This window comes from Myxococcus sp. NMCA1, assembly GCF_026810205.1.
GTDB classification, from domain to species: Bacteria; Myxococcota; Myxococcia; order Myxococcales; family Myxococcaceae; genus Myxococcus; species Myxococcus xanthus_A.
Map to the genome: position 1 here is coordinate 4,887,685 of NZ_CP113950.1, position 19,219 is coordinate 4,906,903.

The window sequence follows — 19,219 nt, forward strand, 5'->3', positions numbered from 1 at the left end:
AGTGGGAGGATGACGAGCGAACCCGTCACGCTCACGAGGAGGGCTGAAACCCGTCAGGCCACCGGCTCGGACTGCGCGGCGGCTTCTTCCCGAGGCTCGGTGTTCGTCCGGCGCCGGGGGAAGAACCGGCGCCACGACAGCGCGAAGCCCGTGTAGACGAGGAACACGCCGCCCAGCGACGCGATGGCGGCCACCAGCTGGCCCATGAGCCCCAGCGCCTCGCCGGTGTGCAGGAAGCGCAGCCAGGTGCGCAGCTTCCGGCCGCTGTTGTAGTCCGCGTACGTCTCCTGCTTCGCCACCTCGCCCGAAAAGGGATTGAGGGACACCTGCTTGGAGGAGAACAACGGCCACGCATCCGCCTCGCGGAGGGTGACCGTCACCGCGTCCACGCCGTCCGTGCCACCCTTCTCGCCCCGCTCGCCCTTCGCCTCCGGACCACGGCCCCCCTGCGCGGGAGTCCCGCCCGGACGCGCTCCGCCGCCCAGGCGCACCGTGGCGGACGACCAGGTGGGCGACGTCTTCTGCGCTTCGGCGATGAGGACATCCATCGGCTTGCGCGGCGTCTCCTCCGTGGGCGAGGGCACCTTCACCGACGCCGAGCCCGGCGGCCCCTGCGTCGCGGGCGGCGTGTTGCCCGTCATGGTGAAGACCAGGTTGGACGCCCACTTGTACGAGATGACCATGCCCGACGCCGTGAGCACGATGAGCACCGGCAGCGACCAGAAGCCGATGACGTTGTGCCAGTTCCAGTCGCGCGCCTTGCCCTTCAGCCCACGCCGGAACCACAGCGACGGCCGCATGGCGCGCAGCGTCCACTTGCGCGGCCACCACAGGTACAGGCCGGAGATGGCCAGGAAGAGGAACACCGCGTTGCTCGCGCCGGTGATCGCCTTGCCCACCGCGCGGTTGTCACCGCCGGCGGCCAGCCACCGGTGAAGCTCCACGTTCCATTGGAGGAAGCCGCGCAGGCCCGTCGCGCCATTCCCCAGCACCTCGCCGGTGTAGGGGTTGACGTAGGTCACCGAGCCCCGGCCCATGCTCACGAGCACCGAGGACGTCGGCTCCGGATACACCGTCACCCCGGAGGGCTGTCCGTCCGTCCGCGCCGCGCGGGCGCGTTCGACCAACGCCTCCACGGGGAGCCGGGGCGCGCCCGGAGACGGCAGCTGCACCGTCCGGACATCCCGCTCCGCCCATTCGATGAGCTGCTTCTCGAAGGCGATGACCACGCCCGTGAAGGACATGATCGCAATCACCAGGCCGGTGGCGATACCGACGATGAGATGAATCCAGAAGATGATGTTTCGGAAGGTGCGCATGAAACGGCTCGAGCGCGCGCCGAAGCCCACGCGAGGAGAACTGGAGCGGACCTGGCGCGACACCGCGCCAGACTCACTTCAGGGAGAAGTTCACCGGAATGTCGATCATGACTCGCGCCAGCCGCCCCGAACGGCCCAGCGCGGGCGTGAAGTGCCACTGATTCACGGCGGCAATCGCCGCGGCGTCCAGGGCGGGCACGGAGCGCATCACCTGGGTGTGCTCCTGCTCCACCCGGCCGTCCGTGCCAACGATGACGCGCACCACCACCACTCCCTGGATGTTCCGCTGCTTCGCCAGCCGGGGGTAGTCCGGCCTGACCTGCTTGAGGACCGTGGGGGGCCGCATCACCTGCTTCAGCGTCAGCGCGTCGCCCGTGCCACCCATGGCCGTCGACCCGACGATGCCGCCCTGCGTTCCACCCACGACGCCGCCGACCACGCCACCCACCACCCCTCCCACCGAGGGCGCCTCGCTGCTCGCGGACGCCGGCTCCACCTTCGCCACCGTGGGCTCGGAAGCAGGCTCGGGCTCCACCACGGGCTCCGGCTCAGGGGGCGTCTCCGGCTTCACCTCCGCCACCGGCTCGGGCCGGGGAACGGGGGTCGGCATCACCCGCTGCGCCGGCTTGGGACGCGCCTGGCGCTGCACTTCCTTCTTCGCGGCCGGCTGCGCCCCTCCACCACCAGCGGGCGGCGGGGGTGGTGGCGCGGCGAACGCCAGCAACACCAGCTCCGGCTCCTCCCGCACCACCTTCTTCGGCGGCGCCGGGGACACGGACAGTCCCGCCGCGACGACGACCGCGTGGAGCACGACCGCCACGACAACGGCCCCGCTCCAGCGGCTCCAGAACCCCTCCACCCCGGCGGCATCCCCCAGGCGGAAGAGCGCGCCAGCGGGCTGCGCCAACACCGCGGATGCGGCATCCGCGGCGGGCTCCGGAAGTTCGAAATTGAGAATCGTTCTCACTTTCACTACGGACGTGGATACCCCCCACGGCCCTCATCCGTCAACGCTCGCTGAGTAAAACTTCTTACGCACGGTGGAATGCCCGTCCGGTCGACCACAGAGGATGGCGCACGGAAAAGCCCTTTCGCGACAGCCCTTTACAGGCGGCTGAAGGACCAGCTCAGCGCGCGGCCACCGGAATACGGCATGACCCCATGGAACGGCCGGGGGTCGGCGTCGAACACCAGCGGCAGGAAGTGCCGGTCGCCGTCCCACAGGTTGAGGCCTTGGATATCCGCCACGGGCACCCAGGAGAGGGAGCCCTCCGGGTTCCGCTCCAGCGGGGTGCCTTCGAATCGGTCGATGCGAAACACGAAGCCCAGCCAGTCCTCCCCGTGCTTGCCGAAGCCCGGCCAGGAGATGGTGCCGCGCAGCACCATCCGCGTGCACTCGATGCCGGCCTCCTCGCGAATCTCCCGGCGCATGCAGGCGGCCACGTCCTCGTCGCGCTCCATCTTCCCGCCCAAGCCATTGAACTTCCCATAGTGGGCGTCATCCGGGCGGGCGTTGCGGTGGACGAGCAGCACGCGCTGCCCGTCCGGCGACATCACGTAACCGAGCGTGCCGATGATCGGGGTGTACGGCATGGGAGCGACCTCGCGCGGTGCGGCGTCCAGGCGTCGGAGCCCCTTGGCCACCGCCGGAATGTGACAGAGCGCGGCACTGTAGTTCATGCCGGGTCAGCCAGGTCCCTCCTCACCCCGCCCTGCTCGCACGGTGGGTCGGGGACTTCCCTTTACGCCAGCCAACGCAGCGCGTTAACCTGTTGCGACACAAGCATTATTCTTGATGACAACCCGCGTCGTCGGGAGAGGGGACTCTTGATGTCGGCATTCCGCCCCGGCCGGTACGGCCTGTATGAGCCAGACACCGAGCATGACGCCTGCGGCGTGGGATTCGTCGCCCACCTGAGGGGTGAACGCTCGCGAGGCATCGTCGAGGACGCCCTGGAGCTCCTCAACCGGCTCAGCCACCGGGCGGCCGCGGGCAGGGACCCACGAACCGGCGACGGCGCCGGCATCCTGGTGCAGCTCCCCCACCGCTTCTTCGAGCGCGAGTCCCCGAAGCTGCCCTTCGCCCTCCCGCCGCGCCGGCACTACGGCGTGGGACAGGTGTTCCTCCCGCCCGAGCCCGAGGCCCGGGCCGCCTGTGAGGCCGCCTTCGAGGAAGTCGTCGTACAAGAGGGCCAGCGCGTGCTCGGCTGGCGCGACGTGCCCGTGGACCCGGAGCACCTGGGCCCCGTGGCCCGTGAAGCCGCGCCCGTCATCCGCCAGATCTTCGTGGCGCGCCGGCGAATGGTCCCCAGCGCCTTCGAGCGGAAGCTGTACCGCATCCGCAAGCTGACGGAGAACCTCATCCAGGCGCGCGGCGTGGACCCCAAGGGCCGCTTCCACGTGGCGTCGCTGTCGTCGGAGACGCTCGTCTACAAGGGTCTGATGTTGCCGGTGGACCTGCCGCGCTTCTATTCCGATTTGCAGCAGCCTGACTTCGTGAGCGCGCTGGGCCTGGTCCACTCGCGCTTCTCCACGAACACCTTCCCCACGTGGGAGCTGGCGCAGCCGTTCCGCTTCATCGCGCACAACGGTGAAATCAACACCATGCGCGGCAACCGGAACTGGATGACCGCGCGGCGTGGCCTGCTCCAGACGGCGCGCCTGGGCGGCAGCCTGGAGGCGCTCCAGCCCATCATCGTCCCGGGCAAGAGCGACTCGGCGCAGTTCGACAACATGGTGGAGCTGCTCTACCTGGGCGGCCGCACCCTGCCCCACGCGCTGATGATGATGATTCCGGAGGCGTGGGAGGGCGACGCGCTGATGTCCGACGAGCGGCGCGCCTTCTATGAATACTCCTCCGCGCTGCTGGAGCCCTGGGACGGACCGGCGGCCATCGCCTTCACGGACGGGCAGCTCATCGGCGCCACGTTGGATCGCAACGGCCTGCGGCCCGCGCGCTACCTCGTCACAGAGGACGACCGCATCATCCTCGCCTCGGAGATGGGCGTCATCGACGTGCCGCCCTCGCAGGTGCGCCGCAAGGGCCGCCTGACGCCGGGCCGCATGCTGCTGGTGGACACCACCGAAGGACGCATTCTGGAGGACGAGGACGTCAAGCGCGACATCACCACGCGCTGGCCCTACCGCCGCTGGCTCCAGCGCAACGTCTACACCTTCGACAACCTCCCCGCCGTCGCCGCCCCGGTGCGGCTGCGCGGCGAGGAGCTGTGGCGGGCCCAGCGCGCCTTCGGCTACACCGCCGAGGACGTGCGCTCGGTGCTCACGCCCATGGCGGAGACGGGCAAGGAGCCGGTGGGCTCCATGGGCACGGACACGCCGCTGGCGGTGCTCAGTGACCAGGCCCCCAGCCTCTTCTCCTACTTCCACCAGCTCTTCGCGCAGGTGACCAACCCGCCCATCGACCCGCTGCGCGAGTCGCTGGTGATGACGCTGGCCACCGCGCTGGGTCCGGAGAGCAACACCTTCGAGGAGACGCCGGAGCAGTGCCACCGGCTGTCCCTCCCCGGCCCCATCCTCACCAACGGGCAGCTCGCGCGGCTGGCGGCCATCAATGACGAGGGCCTGTTCGAGACGCGCCGCCTGTCGCTCCTCTACGCCCTGGACGGCGGCGAAGGCGCGCTCGAGGCGGCGGTGGAGAAGCTCTGCAACGAGGCCGTGGACGCGGTGGACGCCGGCGCCAGCATCCTGCTCTTGAGCGACCGCGGCGTGGACGCGGCGCACGCGGCCATTCCCGCGCTGCTGGCCATGTCCGCGGTGCACCAGCGGCTCGTCCGTGACGGCATCCGCATGTACACCGGCCTGCTGCTGGAGACGGCGGAGGCGCGCGAGGTGCACCACTTCGCCTGCCTGTTTGCCTACGGCGCCGCGGCGGTGAACCCGTACCTGGCGTTGGACACGCTCCGGGCCCTGGCGGACAGCGGCGAGCTGGCCGTGGACGCGGAGAAGGCGCAGGACCGCTTCATCCACGCCGTGGAGGAAGGCCTGCTCAAGGTGATGTCGAAGATGGGCATCTCCACGCTCCAGTCCTACCGCGGCGCGCAGCTCTTCGAGGCCGTGGGGCTCCAGCGCTCGCTGGTGGAGCGGCACTTCACCGACACGGCGTCGCGCGTGGAGGGGGTGGGCCTGCCGGAGCTGGGGCGCGAAGTGGCGGAGCGCCACGCCCGGGGCTTTGGCGCGGAAGCGGACGTGGAGGCCGGCATGCTGCCCGTGGGCGGCCAGTACCGCTGGCGCCGTCTGGGCGAGCGGCACAAGTGGAACCCGGCCACCATCGCCAAGCTCCAGGCGGCGGTGCGCGCGAACGACGCCGCCACCTTCGCGGAGTACTCGCGGCTGGCGGACGACGAGACGCGCGAGCACAGCAACCTGCGCGGCCTGCTCGAAATCGCCCACGAGGGCCGCACGCCGGTGCCGCTGGATGAAGTGGAGCCGGCGCTCGCCATTGCCCGGCGCTTCGTCACCGGCGCCATGTCCTTCGGCTCCATCAGCGCGGAGGCGCACGAGACGCTGGCCATCGCGATGAACCGGCTGGGCGGGCGCTCCAACAGCGGCGAGGGCGGCGAGGAGTCGCGGCGCTACACCCGCGACGAGAACGGCGACCTGCGCCGCAGCGCCATCAAGCAGGTGGCCAGCGCGCGCTTCGGCGTCACCACGGAGTACCTGGTCAACGCGGACGAGCTCCAAATCAAGGTGGCCCAGGGTGCCAAGCCCGGCGAGGGCGGCCAGCTGCCCGGCCACAAGGTGGATGAGCGGATTGCCCGCGTGCGCTGGTCCACGCCGGGCGTGACGCTCATCTCTCCGCCGCCGCACCACGACATCTACTCCATCGAGGACCTGGCCCAGCTCATCTACGACCTCCAGTCGGTGAATCCGGCCGCGCGGGTCAGCGTGAAGCTGGTGAGCGAGGTGGGCGTGGGCACCATCGCCGCGGGCGTGGCCAAGGCCGGCGCCAGCTGCGTGGTCATCTCCGGCTACGAGGGCGGCACGGGCGCCTCGCCGCTGTCCAGCATCCAGCACGCGGGCCTGCCCTGGGAGCTGGGGCTGGCGGAGACGCAGCAGGTGCTGGTGCACAACGGGCTGCGCTCGCGCATCCGCGTGCAGGCGGACGGCGGCATGCGCACCGCGCGCGACGTGCTGGTGGCCGCGCTCCTGGGTGCCGAGGAGTTCGGCATGGCCACCGCCAGCCTGGTGGCCGTGGGCTGTATCATGCTGCGCAAGTGCCACCTCAACACCTGTTCGGCGGGCATCGCCACGCAGGACCCGGGGCTGCGCGAGCGCTTCCAGGGCAAGCCCGAGGACGTGGTGAACTTCTTCCTCCTCATCGCGGAGGACCTGCGCCAGCGGATGGCCGCGCTGGGCGCCCGCACCCTGGAGGAGTTGGTGGGCCGCGTGGACCTGCTGCGGCAGCGCCCGGCGGTGGACCATTGGAAGGCGAAGCGCGTGGACCTGTCCGGGCTGCTGGCAGCGCCGGCCGCGCCGGACAGCGAGCCGCGCCACTGCACCGAGCCGCGCATCAAGGACGTGTCCGACCACCTGGACCACGCGCTGCTGCGCGACGCCAGCGCGGTGCTGAACGGCGGGCCGCCCATGCTGCTCAACGTGCCGGTGGCCAACACGCACCGCGCCGTTGGCGCCCTGCTGTCGGGTGAGATTGCCCGCCGTCACGGGGGCCAGGGCTTGCCGGATGGCCGGCTCCACGTGCGGATGAAGGGCTCCGCGGGCCAGAGCTTCGGCGCCTTCGTGGTGAAGGGCGTGACGCTGGAGCTGGAGGGCGACGCCAACGACTACGTGGGCAAGGGCCTTTCCGGTGGGCGCATCATCGTCTACCCGCCGCAGGCCAGCCGCTTCACCGCCGAGGAGAACGTGCTGGTGGGCAACACCGCGCTCTACGGCGCCACGGCCGGCGAGGTGTACCTGCGGGGGCTCGCGGGTGAGCGCTTCGCGGTACGCAACAGCGGCGCGCAGGCCGTCGTGGAGGGCGTGGGCGACCACGGCTGCGAATACATGACGGGCGGCGCGGTGGTGGTGCTGGGCCCCACCGGGCGCAACTTCGCGGCCGGCATGAGCGGCGGCATCGCCTACGTGCTCGACCGCGAGCAGTCCTTCCGGCAGCGCTGCAACCTGGAGATGGTGGAGCTGGAGTCCCTGGTGGACGAGTCCGAAATCTGGCTCGTGCACGGCATGGTGGAGCGGCACCTGCACCACACCGGCAGCGGGCTGGCGCGGCGGGTGCTGGACAACTGGGAGCTGATGGTGCCGCGCTTCGTGAAGGTGATGCCCACGGACTACAAGCGGGTCCTCCAGGCACGGCGCGCGGCGCGCAGACCACCGGAGTCCACATCCGCGGCGCTGCCCCAGTCCGCGGCGGGGAGGGCCTGAGCCATGGGTAAGCCAACGGGATTCATCGAGTGGGAGCGCGTCCACGCAGACAAGCGGGACAAGGCGGACCGGCTGGGCGACTGGCGCGAGTTCGCGCTGCCGCTGGCCCCCGACGAGGCCAAACGGCAGGCCGGCCGCTGCATGGACTGTGGCGTCCCCTTCTGTCACCAGGGCTGTCCCCTGGGGAACCTCATCCCCGACTTCAACGAGGCCGTGTACCGCGGGCGCTGGCGCGAGGCGTATGACTTGCTCAGCCGCACCAATGGCTTCCCGGAGATGACGGGCCGGCTGTGCCCGGCGCCGTGTGAGGCCGCGTGCGTGCTCGCCATCGACCGGGACCCGGTCACCATCGAGCAGATGGAGAAGGAAATCGTCGAACGGGCCTTCAAGGAGGGCTGGGTGAAGCCCCGGCCTCCGGCACGCCGCACCGGGAAGACGGTGGGCGTGGTGGGCTCCGGGCCCGCGGGACTGGCGGCGGCGGCGCAGCTCAACGCGGCCGGACACACCGTCACCGTGTACGAGCGGGACGCCCGGGCCGGCGGCCTGCTGCGCTATGGCATCCCCGACTTCAAGCTGGAGAAGTCCGTGGTGGACCGGCGCCTGGCGCTGATGGAGGCCGAGGGCATCACCTTCGTCACCGGCGTGGACGTGGGCGGTGCCCTGAGCTACCGCGAGCTGCGCGCGAAGCATGACGCCCTGGTGCTGGCCCTGGGCGCGCGCCGTCCGCGCGAGCTGGAGGTCCCCGGACGCGAGCTGTCCGGTGTCGTCCAGGCCATGGAGTACCTGGAGCACCAGAACCGGCTCGTCTCGGGCCATGGCCAGAAGGATTCGCGCCTGGACGCGGCCGGTCGGCACGTCGTGGTGCTGGGTGGCGGCGACACCGGCTCGGACTGCCTGGGTACCGCGCTGCGTCAGGGTGCGGCGAGCGTGCGGCAGGTGGAGCTCCTCCCCGCCCCGCCCGCGGTGCGCGCGGAGGGCAACCCCTGGCCGAGGTGGCCCGTCATCTTCCGCACCTCCACCAGCCAGGAGGAAGGCGGCGAGCGCCGCTTCGCGCTGATGACGAAGCGGCTGACGGGCAGCGACGGACGGCTCCAGACGCTGCAGGCCGTGGAAATCGAGTTCCAGCCCGAACCTGGCGCCCTGCCCCGCCTCATTGAACGTCCCGGCACCGAGGTGACGTTCGAAACGGACCTGCTGGTGCTGGCCATGGGCTTCACGGGGCCTGAGGCGGGCAACCTCTCCGAGGAGCTGGGGGTGAAGCTGTCCCCCCGCGGCACGGTGCAGGTGGACGCGCGCTTCGCCACGTCCGCGGACGGGGTGTTCTGCGCTGGGGACGCGAGCCGGGGCGCCAGCCTCATCGTCTGGGCCCTGTCGGACGGCCGTGAAGCCGCCAAGGCCTGCGATGCGTATCTTTCTGGGGGGCGCTCCGCGCTGCCCACCCGGGGCGCGGACTGCGCCTTCTGAGCGGAATGAAACGCCCGGGTCGCCTTTTTGGGGCGAGTCGGGAATAAATAGCAGGTGAGGCAGTTAGAATGGGCTTAACCCATTACTCCCTCCCACAGGAGGCCCCTGACATGCGAAGCGAACAGACCCTCATCGTGACCGAAGCCGACCTGGAGCGCCTGCGCCAGGTGGTGGACCACAACGGAGGCGGCCGTACGGCCGAGTTCGCGGAAATGCTCGACGCGGAGCTGACCCGGGCTCGCGTCGTCGCGTCGGAAGAGGTGCCGCCCGACGTCGTGACGATGAACAGCAAGGTCGTCTTCGAGGACGAACAGACGGGAGAGCGCCGGGAGGTCACCCTTGTCTACCCGCGCGACGCCAGCAGCGACGACGGCCGCATCTCCGTCCTGGCCCCCATCGGCAGCGCGCTCATCGGCCTGACCGTGGGGCAGACCATCACCTGGCCCCTGCCGGGCGGACGCTCCAAGCGGCTGCGCATCGTCGCGGTGCCCTACCAGCCCGAGGCCTCGGGCCACTACAACCTCTGATTCGGCTTCCCCCGGACGGCACCGTGCGCCCTCGTGGCGGACCGTGCCGTTTGCCGTTTCAGCGCAGGCCCACGCGCTTCGCCAACTCCTGCGCCAGGGCCCGCAGCTCCTCCACGCCGGCCGCCTGCGGGCTCGTGTCGAACACCACCTCGTAGCCCAGCCCCGCCTGGTTGATGGACTCCGAGCGCGGAATTCGCGCCCGCAGCACGGGCACCGTGGACTCGCTCAACGCGCCCTCCATGGCCTCGTTGGTGGCGGTGGTGCGGCGATCCCACAGATTCACCACCGCGACCAGCTCACCGCCCTGCTCGCGAACGTCACGCCAGGCGGTCTCGATTTCCCCCAGGCCCTGGAGCGCGAAGGCGCCGGTGGGCACGGGGGCCACGACCAGGTCCGCGGAGGCGAGCACGGCCTCGGTGTAGGCCCCGATGCTGGGCGGGGTGTCCGCGAGGATGATGTCCGGCGTCCACCCCAGCGTCTTGAGCGCGCGCGGAATCGCCTGGAGGCGGTGGCCCCACTGGAACAGTTCGCGCTCCTGCGCGGCCATGCGCGGCGCGACGGGGGCGATGAACAAGCCGGGCCGCTTCGGTGAAGCCACCACCACTTGCGCCAGCGTGTGCTTGGGACGGGGCCCGAGCGCATCCCCCACACACGGGCCTTCCCGGCTCTCCAGTCCCAGCACCAGCGATGCATGGGCCTGAGGGTCCAGGTCCAGCAGCAGCACCTGGCGGCCGGCATCCGCGAGGGCCGCCGCCACATGCGAGCAGAGCGTCGTCTTGCCGACGCCGCCCTTGATGGTGGAGAACGCGATGAACGCCATGGCCCCGGTCTATACCGGACGTCCCACGGGGAGAGAAGCCACGGGCGGCGGCGCCTCTCCCGCGCTCAGTTCACGCCCACCTTGCACTCGGGGAGCGCCTGGCGCAGCCGCTCGATTTCCTCTGAGCGCGGGCAGCTCGCCCAGCTTCCGGCCGTTGAACAGCAGCGCCTTCGAGTCTCGGGGGCACTTGTCGAACAAGGCAGCCGGGCCCTTCGCCTTGGCGGGCGCCGTCGCCTTGATGGAAAGGGACGCACCCTCCAGGGCCTCGGTCAGCGCCGCCAACTCCTCCTCGAGCCACGAGGAGAACGTCCCCAGCCCGTCCACTCCCCGCAACGGTGTGCGAAGAAAATGGGCACCTCCGCGCGCTACTTCTGCGTCAGGATCCACTTCACCAGCGCGCGCGCCTCGGCCTCCGACACCTGGGCGTTCGCCGGCATCGGAATGGCGCCCCAGACGCCGCTGCTGCCCTTGCGCACGCGCTGCGTCAGCTTGTCCTCCACGCCCTCCTGCTTCGCATAGCGGGCGGCCATCTCCTTGAACGAAGGACCGACCAGCCGCGCCGTCGCGGAATGGCACGTCATGCAGCTCTTGGCCTTCGCGAGCTCCTCGCTCGCGGAGGCCACGTTGGACACCAACGCCACCGCGAAAACAGACAGCCACAGAAAACGCTTCATTGAAGTCTCCCGTCCAAACAGCATATCGAGACCGACCGACAGCTCCACGCAAACTAGAGCGCGGCACGCCCTTCCGCGACGCGCACCACGCGCCCATCGCCCAGGGTGTCCGGTGGGCTCAGCACCACCCGGTCCTCGGCGGACAATCCGTCCATCACCTCGACATGAGCGCCCAGGTCACGCCCCAGCACGACCACGCGCTGCTGGACGGCATTCGCCTCCCCCACCACGAGGACCGTGGGCCCCTCCCTCCGCATGGCCAGCGCGCTGGCGGGGATGAGCATGGGCGGAGCCTCGCGCTCGATGAGCAACCGGACGCGCACGAAGGCCCCTGCGAACAGCGCCTCTGCGTTGGCGAGCTGCACCTCCGTCAGGAGCGTGCGGGTCCCTGGGTCCAACACCCCCGCGGTCCGCACCACGCGTCCTGGCAGCGCCCGCGCGGGCGCATCCAGCGTGGAGATCCGCGCCTCGAGCCCCGGCCGGATGTCATGGGCGAGGGACTGCGGCACATCCACGTAGACCTTCAGCGTGTGCGTCTGCGCGAGTTCGAACAGGCTCGTCATACCGCTGCCACTGCCCGCGGTGACCAGCGCTCCCCGGTCCACGTTGCGGCGCACGATGACACCATCGAACGGCGCCACCACGCGGCGATACGCGTACAGCGCATCGAGGCGCTCCACCTCCGCCTTCGCGCTCTTCAGCGAGGCCTCCGCGGAGTTGGCCCGCGCCCGCGCCTCTTCCGCCACCTCGTGGCTGACGTTGCCCTCTCCCGCGAGAATCTGCCCGCGCCGCGCGGACGCGCGAGCGAGCTCCAGGTTCCGCTCCGTCTCATCCAGGCGCGCCCGGGCCCGGTGACACTCCGCCTGGAGCTCGGGCGCTTCAAGCTCCGCCAGCAACTGGCCCGCGCGGACCCGGTCGCCCAGGTCGACGTGGATGCGGCCCACGAAGCCATTGAGGCGGGCGTGCAGCGACGCGCGCTGACTGGGAAGGACCGTCCCTGGCAACGTGAGCTCCGCCTTCGGCTCGGACCGCGTCACGCGCGCGGTGGCAACGAGCGGCGGCAGACGGGCTTCCGCTTCACGCCGGTCCAACGCGCGCGACCGCTCCAACCGTGGCGCCACGCCGAGCCCCAGCAGCGCCAGGAGCAAGGCGGCGAACACCCAGGGCCAGCGCCCGCCTCGCGCCGCGGCATCCACGCCAGGGGTCTGCTCCGTCACGCTGTCACCGAGGGCTCGAGTTCAGGGGACGCCGCGCGGACAGCCCGCCGCGCCTGCATCAGACTGTAGACGACGGGAACGAAGAACAGGGTCGCTACCGTGGCGCCCACGAGGCCGCCAATGACGGCGCAGCCGAGCGCGGCGTTCTGCTCGCCGCCCTCGCTCAGGTTCAGGGACATGGGGAGCATGCCGAGGCCCATGGCCAGCGCCGTCATCAACACGGGGCGCACCCGCACCCGCCCCGCTTCGAGCGCCGCCTCCGCCGCGCTCGCGCCTCGCGCGAGCTGCTCGTTGGCGAAGGACACCACCAGCACGGAGTTCGCCGTGGCCACGCCCACGCTCATGATGGCGCCCATCAACGAGGGAATGCTGAACGGCGTCTGCGTGGCGAACAGCGAAACCACCATGCCCACCACCGCCCCGGGCAGCGCGGTGATGATGATGAAGGGGTCCAGCCAGGACTGGAAGTTGACCACCATCAGCGCGTAGACGAGCACCGCCGCGAACAGCAGGCCCAACAGCAGCCGGTCGAAGCTGGTGCGCATGCTGTCCACCTGCCCACGCACCTGGATGCGCGAGCCCGGCGGCAGCTCCTCGCGGTAGCGCTCGACGAGCCGCTCCAGCCGCGAAGCCACGCTGCCCAGGTCCGTGTCCTGGACGTCCGCGCGGACGTTGAAGGTGGGCTGGATGTCCACGTGGGTGACGAAGACGGGCGTCCACTCGCGCTGCACCCGGGTGAGGTCGCCCAGGAGCTGGGGCCCCTCCCGGGTGGGCAGCGCCATCCGCGTCAGGTCCTCCACCGAGGACACCCGCGTCTCCGGCACGCGCACCGACAGGGGATAGCTGTTCCCCGTCTTCGGGTCGATCCAGAAACTGGGGCTCACCTGCGAGCTGGATGACACGGTGAGCAGCACGTTGTTCGCCACGTCCCGCTGTGTGAGCCCCACCGCGCTGGCGCGGACCCGGTCCACCTCGAAGTGCAGCCGCGGCGCGTTCACCACCTGCGACAGGCGCACGTCCACCGCGCCCCGGACCTGCCCCAGCTCCGCCTCGAGCTTGCGCGCGATGGCATAGGTGGCCTCACGTTGGGAGCCCGAGACCTGCACGTCAATGGGCGACGGCAGCCCGAAGTTGAGAATCTGCGTCACGATGTCCGCGGGCTGGAAGTAGAACGTGAGCTCGGGGAAGCGCCGCGGCAACTGCTCGCGCAGCAGCCGGACGTACGCGTCCGTCCGGACCCGACGCTGCGGAGCCAGCGTCACGAGGACCTCCCCGTCCGCGCTGCTCACGTTGGAGGTATCCGTCAGCGCGAGGTTGTAGCCGCCCGGCATGCCCATCATGTCAATCAGGCTCACCCGGTCCTCGGCGGGAATGAGCTCACGCACGGCGTCCTCCACGAGCGACAGGTACCGCTCCGTCTCCTCGATGCGCGTCCCCGGCGGCGCCACGACGTGAAGGCGGAGCTGGCCCGCGTCCACGGTGGGGAAGAAGTCGCGGCCCACGAAGGGCATCAACCCCACCGCCGCCAGCACCGCGAGCAGGAAGAGCACCAGCACGCGGCGCGGCCGGGCCAGGGCGCCCTGGAGCGCGCCCACGTACCGCGCACGGAAGCGCTCGAAGCCCGCCTCGAACCGGTGGTGCAGTCGCGCCAGCCACCCCGTCTGGGGCTGCCCATGCCGCTGAACCTCCGCGCGAAGCAGGAACTGCACGAGCGTGGGCACGAGCGTGCGCGAGAGCAGATACGAGGCCATGACGGAGAGCCCCACCGCCAGGCCCATGGGCAGGAACAGGTACCGGGCCGGCCCCTCCAGGAAGAGCACCGAGATGAACACGATGCCAATGGAGAGCGAGGCGACGAAGGCCGGCACGGCGATCTGCTCCGCGCCATCCAGGATGGCCTGGGTGAGCGGCTTCCCCATGGCCAGGTTGCGGTGGATGTTCTCTATCTCCACCGTGGCGTCATCCACGAGGATGCCCACGGCGAGCGCCAGCCCGCCCAGCGTCATCGAGTCGAGCGTGTACCCAAGGCCCCGCAACACCAGGATGGCCGCGAGCACCGACAAGGGAATGGAGATGGCGATGATGAGCGTGCTCCGCCAGCTTCCCAGGAACAGGAGGATCATCGTCGCCGTCAGCAGCGCGGCGATGACCCCTTCAGCCAGGAGCCCGTGGATGGCGGCCGTCACGAAGGAGGACTGGTCCGCCAGCAACCGCACCGACAGCCCCTCCGGCGCGGCGGCCTGGATGGTGGGCAGCAGCTCGCGCACGCGGCGGGCGACCTCCAGCGTCGAGGCGTCCCCCGTCTTCATCACGGACAGGATGACGGAGCGCCGGCCCTCCTCCCGGGCGATGTTCGTCTGCACCGCGAAGCCGTCATGCACGTGCGCCACGTCCCGGAGGAACACGACGCGGCCATCGCCCCGGCGCACCGGGATGTCATTGAGCGCGGCGAGCGTCTCCGGACTGCTGTTGAGCGTCACGCGGTACTCGTGCGCGCCCATCTTGAGGTTCCCCGTGGGCAGGACCAGGTTCTGCGCGGAGACCGCCGAGGCGACGTCGTGCGGCGCCAGCCCATGGGCCTCGAGGGCCTCCAGGTCCAGGTCCACGGTCATCTGACGGACCTTGCCGCCCATGAGCTGGGGAATGCGCGCGCCCCGGACCGTGCCGAGCAGGGGCCGGACGCGTTGATTCACATGGTCGTAGATTTGCGACTCGGTGAGCGTCTCGCTGCTGAACGACACCTGGAGGATGGGCACACTGCTGGCCGAATACCGGAGGATGATGGGTGGCTGCGTCCCCGGAGGCATGCGCCGGGTGATGGATTGCGAGGACGCCGTCACCTGAGCCATGGCCTCGGCCACGTCAGCCCCGGGGTGTAGATACAACCGGGCGACCGATACACCGTCGAACGACTGGCTTTCCTGCCGGGCCAGGTTCGCCACGTTGTTCGCCAGGGAGTACTCACTGTACTGGGTAATCTGCCGCTCGATCTGCTGCGCGGGCAGCCCGTCATAGCTCCAGACGACGCTGATGACGGGGATGTCGACCTCGGGGAGAATGTCCGTAGGGGATTCGCGGATGACGTGCACACTCACGAAGACGAGCAGCAGCGCCGCCACCACGAAGGTATAGGGGCGTCGGAGCGCCAGCCGGACGATCCACATATCGCCTCCGCTCTTTGCCATGGAGCAGCAATCGAGGCAATGTCCGCAACCCTTGCTTCCACTGGGAAGACTGGGGCAGCATGAAGGCTGAGCCGTCATGAACAACGCCGTGAAAACATCTCCCTCCTCTGGGACTGTGCTGACACAAGCGCTGCTGAATCGCAGACAGCTCCTGCAGTGGTTGGGAATCGGCGTGGTGGCCTCCAGTTGCGGAACGCTTCGCCCGCGGCTGATACCTCCCACGGCGGGAGCGGCGCCCCTCCAGCTCATCGCCCCCGACAGCGCAGGGCCGCTCCCCGACGACGTGCGGGACGTCCTGCTCGACACGGCCCGCCGAATCTCACGCTTCGTGGGAATCGACGGTCACCACAACGAGGCGCTGCTGGAAGGCTATCTGCGCCTCAAATGCGAGGAGCGCCCCTCGTACCTGGCCACCTACACCCGCTTCGCGGCGGAGGTGAAGCGGCCCGAGAAGCTCTCCGTGGAATGGCTCTTGGAGCTGCCGGAGCTCCACCGCGTGAAGGTGGTGGGCGAGCTGGCCATCATGTCACTGGTCGGCGGGGGCTTCCGGACGTTTGGCTTCGGCAACATGAATGGCCACATGGGCGGCCTCTGGCACGAGCCGCACGCGTCTGGCTCCTATCGCGCCTCGGACGAGCTGTAGTCAGCGCGGCCGCCAACAGGATTTGACAACATGAGGCTGTGTATCGTCGGAAGTGGTGTTGCCGCGGTCATCACCGCCCGCGCCGCGCTGGAGCGGGGCTACGAGGTGGTGATGCTCGAAGCCGGCCCTCGCACGCCCATGCGGGACTCGCGCCGCTGGCTGGACTTCGTCACCACGGGCGTGCGGCCCTACCACGCCTGTGAGGACTCGCAGGGCGACGCCAACTCCCGTCCCGGTGTCCAACCCGAGCGCGACCACTTCCTCATCAAGGGCAGCCGGCTCATGGCCGTGGGCGGGTCAACGCTGCACTGGAGCGGCTGGACGCCCCGCCTCCAGCCCGAGGACCTGGAGCTGCGCAAGCGCACCGGCAAGGGGAACGACTGGCCCTTCAGCTACACCCAGCTCGAGCCCTATTACAACCAGGCCGAGTCCCTGCTGAACGTCACCGGCCCCAACGCCCCCGTGGACGGACATCCCACGCCCTGGCGCTCGCAGCCCTACAAGTGGAACAGCCCGCCGTATCCCATCGAGTCAGAGCCGGTGCGCCACGCCCTGAAGGCGCTGGGCATCACCTATGGCCACATTCCCATGTCGCGCAGAGGCCCCGGCGGCGAAGGTGTGGGCGGCCCGTGCATGACGTTTGGCACGTGCCGGTATTGTCCGATGGGCGCGCGCTTCGACCCCACCCTGCTGCTGGCGGACATGGAGTCCCACCCGGGCTTCCGGTTGCTCGCGAGCAGCCCGGTGCTGGCCGTGCGCATGGCGGGTGAGGTGGCCCAGGGCGTCACCTACCGCACCCCCGAGGGCGAGACGGCCACGCTGGACGCGGACGCCGTGCTGGTGGCCGCGGGCGCCCTGGAGACGCCCAAGCTGCTGTGGCACTCGGGCTTCGATGAGCAGCGCCTGCCCGCGCTCGGGCGCTACCTGATTACCCACCCGATGCTGAAGCTCGAGGGCAAGCTGGCGAAGCCACCCCGGGAGTTCAACGGGCGCGAAGTCCCCATGCCCGCCCTCTTCTCGCGGCACTTCGACACGCCGGAGCAGCAGGCCGCCGGGAAGATGATCTTCTCCGAGTACCCGGAGGAGCCGGACCTGCAGTCCTGGGTCCGCCAGGAGCAACTGGCGCCCGCGTACATCGACTCCTTCGCCCGGGAGAGCCGGCTCAACCTCCATGGCTTCATCGAGGAGTTCCCCCAGGCGGAGAACCGCCTGCGCTTCACGGGCAAGCCGGGCGAGCGCCAGGTGGAGATTCACTACGCGGTGGACGCGGGGTTCGCCGCGCGCTGGCAGTGGATGACCGACACCTTGATGCAGGTGATGAAGGCCGCGGGCTGCCGCGAGTCGGAGGTCTGGGTTTCGGGCGTGATTCGCCGGGCAGACCACTCGGTGGGCACGGCGCGCTTCGGCCAAGGGCCGGACTCGGGCGTCGTGGACGGGAGGCACCTCGTCTTCGGAACGAAGAACCTGTTCGCCCTCACCAACGGCAACTTCCCGAACAACGGCGCCATCAACCCGACGCTGACGCTCACCGCCCTCTCGCTGCGCTTCGCGGACCAGGTGCTGCCTGGCCTGGCGCCGTCACGAACTACAGCGCGGCCTTGAGCACGGCCAGCGCGACGATGGCCGCGACGGCGAACACCTCGCGCCGCGCGGGCGCCTCCTGGATGAAGGCGTTGGCGAACACCAGGGAGAAGAGCGTCACCGAGTTGAGGATGGGCCAGGCGACGACGCGGTTTCCCGCCGCCAGCGCCATGACGAAGGCGACTTGATTGCCCACGGTGAAGAGGGCGCGCACGAGCAGGTTGGTGCGTGCGCGGCCGTCCACGACCAGCTCGCTCAACTGCGCCCCTAGCGGCCCCCGGGCGCCGAAGAGGAGCAGCAGCACCAGACAGGCGGCGCTCCTCCAGAACATCAAGGCGGTACTCACCTCCAGGTTGGACGCCACGCCCGAAGGCTGGCCCTGGAAGAAGAGCTCCCCGCAGAGGCTCTGCACGAGCACGGCCACGGTGATGAAGAACGCCGGCAGCCACAGGGCGCGGCGGTTGTCCGAGGCCCCTCCCGCCGCCAGCAGCGAGCAGCCGGACACGGCGAGGGCGAACAGGTACTCGGTCCAGTGCACCGTGCGGCCGGACAGCATGAGCGCCAGGGGGATGAGCACATCCCCGATGCGCGAGGCGATGTTCACCCGGGCGACCGTGAGGTGCCGGAAGCCGAAGGAGAAGGCGAAGGCCACCCCCTGGACGCTCACCGCGAACAGCGCGAGCTTCGCGTTGCCATAGAGCGCCCACCCCGCCCTGTCCTCCATGGGCAGCAGCGGCGTCAGCGCCGCCAGCAAGAGGAACGGGACGAAGTTGTTGGCGAAGTTGAGGACGAGGATGGACTGGCGGCGGAGCCCGTAGCTGAGCCGGTCGAAGACGCTGTTTCCCGACCGCAACAGGACGGACGTCAGCGAGTAGAGGACTGTTTCCATCGCGTCCGCGCGTCGGCGCTCGGCCCGGGGAAGAGGCGCTCCAGACAGGGCCACAACTGGGGATGACAGGGCTCATCCAGCAGGCGCCCCAGCTCCTCTGGCGCCAGGAAGATGCCCCCGTCCACCTCCCGCTCGGAGAAGCGCAGCGGGCCTTCTATTCGGGCGCGGTAGAGGAAGATGCGCCGGTGGTGCCCATCGTCGAAGATGAACTCGGCCACGGGCACCAGCGGCCCCTCCAGGCCCAGCTCCTCCAGGAGCTCCCGCTGGGCGGCCTCCAAGGGCGCCTCGCCCGCGCTCACGTGACCTCCCGCGGACGTACACAGGTGGCCGGGCATGAAGGTCATGTGCCGGGAGCGCCGCTGCAGGAAGACCTTGCCGTCGCGCTCCACCATCACATGCACGATGCGATGGGGCAGCTTCTGGCCGTAGATCTGGTCGCGGGGCGCGCTCCCCACCACCTGCCCCTGGGTGTCGATGACGTCAATCAGCTCCATGCCACGGACA

15 protein-coding genes are annotated in these 19,219 nt (G+C 70.1%); 5 read left to right on the top strand and 10 right to left on the bottom strand.

The window, feature by feature from the left end:
• Positions 1-53: 53 nt before the first annotated feature.
• The 3 genes from OZ403_RS20310 to OZ403_RS20320 form a co-directional block, all read right to left on the bottom strand.
• The gene (locus tag OZ403_RS20310; RefSeq protein ID WP_268781507.1) at positions 54-1,319 is read right to left on the bottom strand and encodes a PepSY-associated TM helix domain-containing protein; all 1,266 of its coding nucleotides are present in this window, start codon (positions 1,317-1,319) and stop codon (positions 54-56) included.
• Positions 1,320-1,392: 73 nt separating this feature from the next.
• Entirely contained in the window at positions 1,393-2,286 is an 894-nt protein-coding gene (locus OZ403_RS20315; RefSeq protein ID WP_268781508.1) for a TonB family protein, read from the bottom strand.
• A 137-nt stretch (positions 2,287-2,423) separates the two neighbouring features.
• Positions 2,424-2,912, bottom strand: a complete 489-nt coding sequence (locus OZ403_RS20320; protein WP_140796518.1) for an NUDIX hydrolase — start codon at positions 2,910-2,912, stop codon at positions 2,424-2,426.
• 237 nt (positions 2,913-3,149) lie between these two features.
• Between OZ403_RS20320 and gltB the strand changes: the two genes are divergently transcribed.
• The 3 genes from gltB (at position 3,150) to rnk (ending at position 9,706) form a co-directional block, all read left to right on the top strand.
• Positions 3,150-7,715: a glutamate synthase large subunit gene (gene gltB, locus OZ403_RS20325; protein ID WP_268781509.1), complete on the top strand. Its 4,566-nt coding sequence runs from the start codon at positions 3,150-3,152 to the stop codon at positions 7,713-7,715.
• A 3-nt stretch (positions 7,716-7,718) separates the two neighbouring features.
• On the top strand, positions 7,719-9,179 hold the full coding sequence (locus tag OZ403_RS20330) for a glutamate synthase subunit beta (protein ID WP_140798588.1): 1,461 nt from the start codon (positions 7,719-7,721) through the stop codon (positions 9,177-9,179).
• 110 nt (positions 9,180-9,289) lie between these two features.
• Positions 9,290-9,706: a nucleoside diphosphate kinase regulator gene (gene rnk, locus OZ403_RS20335; protein WP_140792149.1), complete on the top strand. Its 417-nt coding sequence runs from the start codon at positions 9,290-9,292 to the stop codon at positions 9,704-9,706.
• Between the two features lie 58 nt (positions 9,707-9,764).
• Here rnk and OZ403_RS20340 read toward each other — a convergent pair whose 3' ends face one another.
• From OZ403_RS20340 to OZ403_RS20360, 5 genes are read right to left on the bottom strand one after another with little or no spacing between them, the layout of a single operon-like run.
• Positions 9,765-10,526 carry a ParA family protein gene (locus OZ403_RS20340; protein ID WP_268781510.1) on the bottom strand — a complete coding sequence of 254 codons (762 nt, stop codon included), beginning with the start codon at positions 10,524-10,526 and terminating at the stop codon, positions 9,765-9,767.
• Positions 10,527-10,535: 9 nt separating this feature from the next.
• Positions 10,536-10,859: a hypothetical protein gene (locus tag OZ403_RS20345; RefSeq protein WP_268781511.1), complete on the bottom strand. Its 324-nt coding sequence runs from the start codon at positions 10,857-10,859 to the stop codon at positions 10,536-10,538.
• A 32-nt stretch (positions 10,860-10,891) separates the two neighbouring features.
• Positions 10,892-11,200 carry a c-type cytochrome gene (locus tag OZ403_RS20350; protein ID WP_140798589.1) on the bottom strand — a complete coding sequence of 103 codons (309 nt, stop codon included), beginning with the start codon at positions 11,198-11,200 and terminating at the stop codon, positions 10,892-10,894.
• Between the two features lie 53 nt (positions 11,201-11,253).
• Positions 11,254-12,417: an efflux RND transporter periplasmic adaptor subunit gene (locus OZ403_RS20355; protein ID WP_140875587.1), complete on the bottom strand. Its 1,164-nt coding sequence runs from the start codon at positions 12,415-12,417 to the stop codon at positions 11,254-11,256.
• Positions 12,414-15,602 (bottom strand): efflux RND transporter permease subunit, encoded by a 3,189-nt coding sequence (locus OZ403_RS20360; protein ID WP_268781512.1) that lies wholly within the window; start codon positions 15,600-15,602, stop codon positions 12,414-12,416. The genes OZ403_RS20355 and OZ403_RS20360 overlap by 4 nt, the downstream gene beginning before the upstream one ends.
• Before the next feature lie 88 nt (positions 15,603-15,690).
• Here OZ403_RS20360 and OZ403_RS20365 point away from each other — a divergent pair, with 88 nt between their 5' ends.
• Together OZ403_RS20365 and OZ403_RS20370 are read left to right on the top strand one after the other, a co-directional pair.
• Positions 15,691-16,245: a hypothetical protein gene (locus OZ403_RS20365; protein ID WP_237080515.1), complete on the top strand. Its 555-nt coding sequence runs from the start codon at positions 15,691-15,693 to the stop codon at positions 16,243-16,245.
• A gap of 30 nt (positions 16,246-16,275) precedes the next feature.
• Entirely contained in the window at positions 16,276-17,847 is a 1,572-nt protein-coding gene (locus tag OZ403_RS20370; protein WP_268781513.1) for a GMC family oxidoreductase N-terminal domain-containing protein, read from the top strand.
• On the opposite strand, the gene OZ403_RS20375 is transcribed toward OZ403_RS20370, so the two are convergent.
• Together OZ403_RS20375 and OZ403_RS20380 are read right to left on the bottom strand one after the other, a co-directional pair.
• Complete coding sequence (locus OZ403_RS20375; RefSeq protein ID WP_140792157.1) at positions 17,831-18,715, bottom strand: hypothetical protein; 885 nt, start codon at positions 18,713-18,715, stop codon at positions 17,831-17,833. The genes OZ403_RS20370 and OZ403_RS20375 overlap by 17 nt on opposite strands.
• On the bottom strand, positions 18,691-19,209 hold the full coding sequence (locus OZ403_RS20380) for an NUDIX hydrolase (RefSeq protein ID WP_140875592.1): 519 nt from the start codon (positions 19,207-19,209) through the stop codon (positions 18,691-18,693). The genes OZ403_RS20375 and OZ403_RS20380 overlap by 25 nt, the downstream gene beginning before the upstream one ends.
• Positions 19,210-19,219 lie beyond the last annotated feature (10 nt).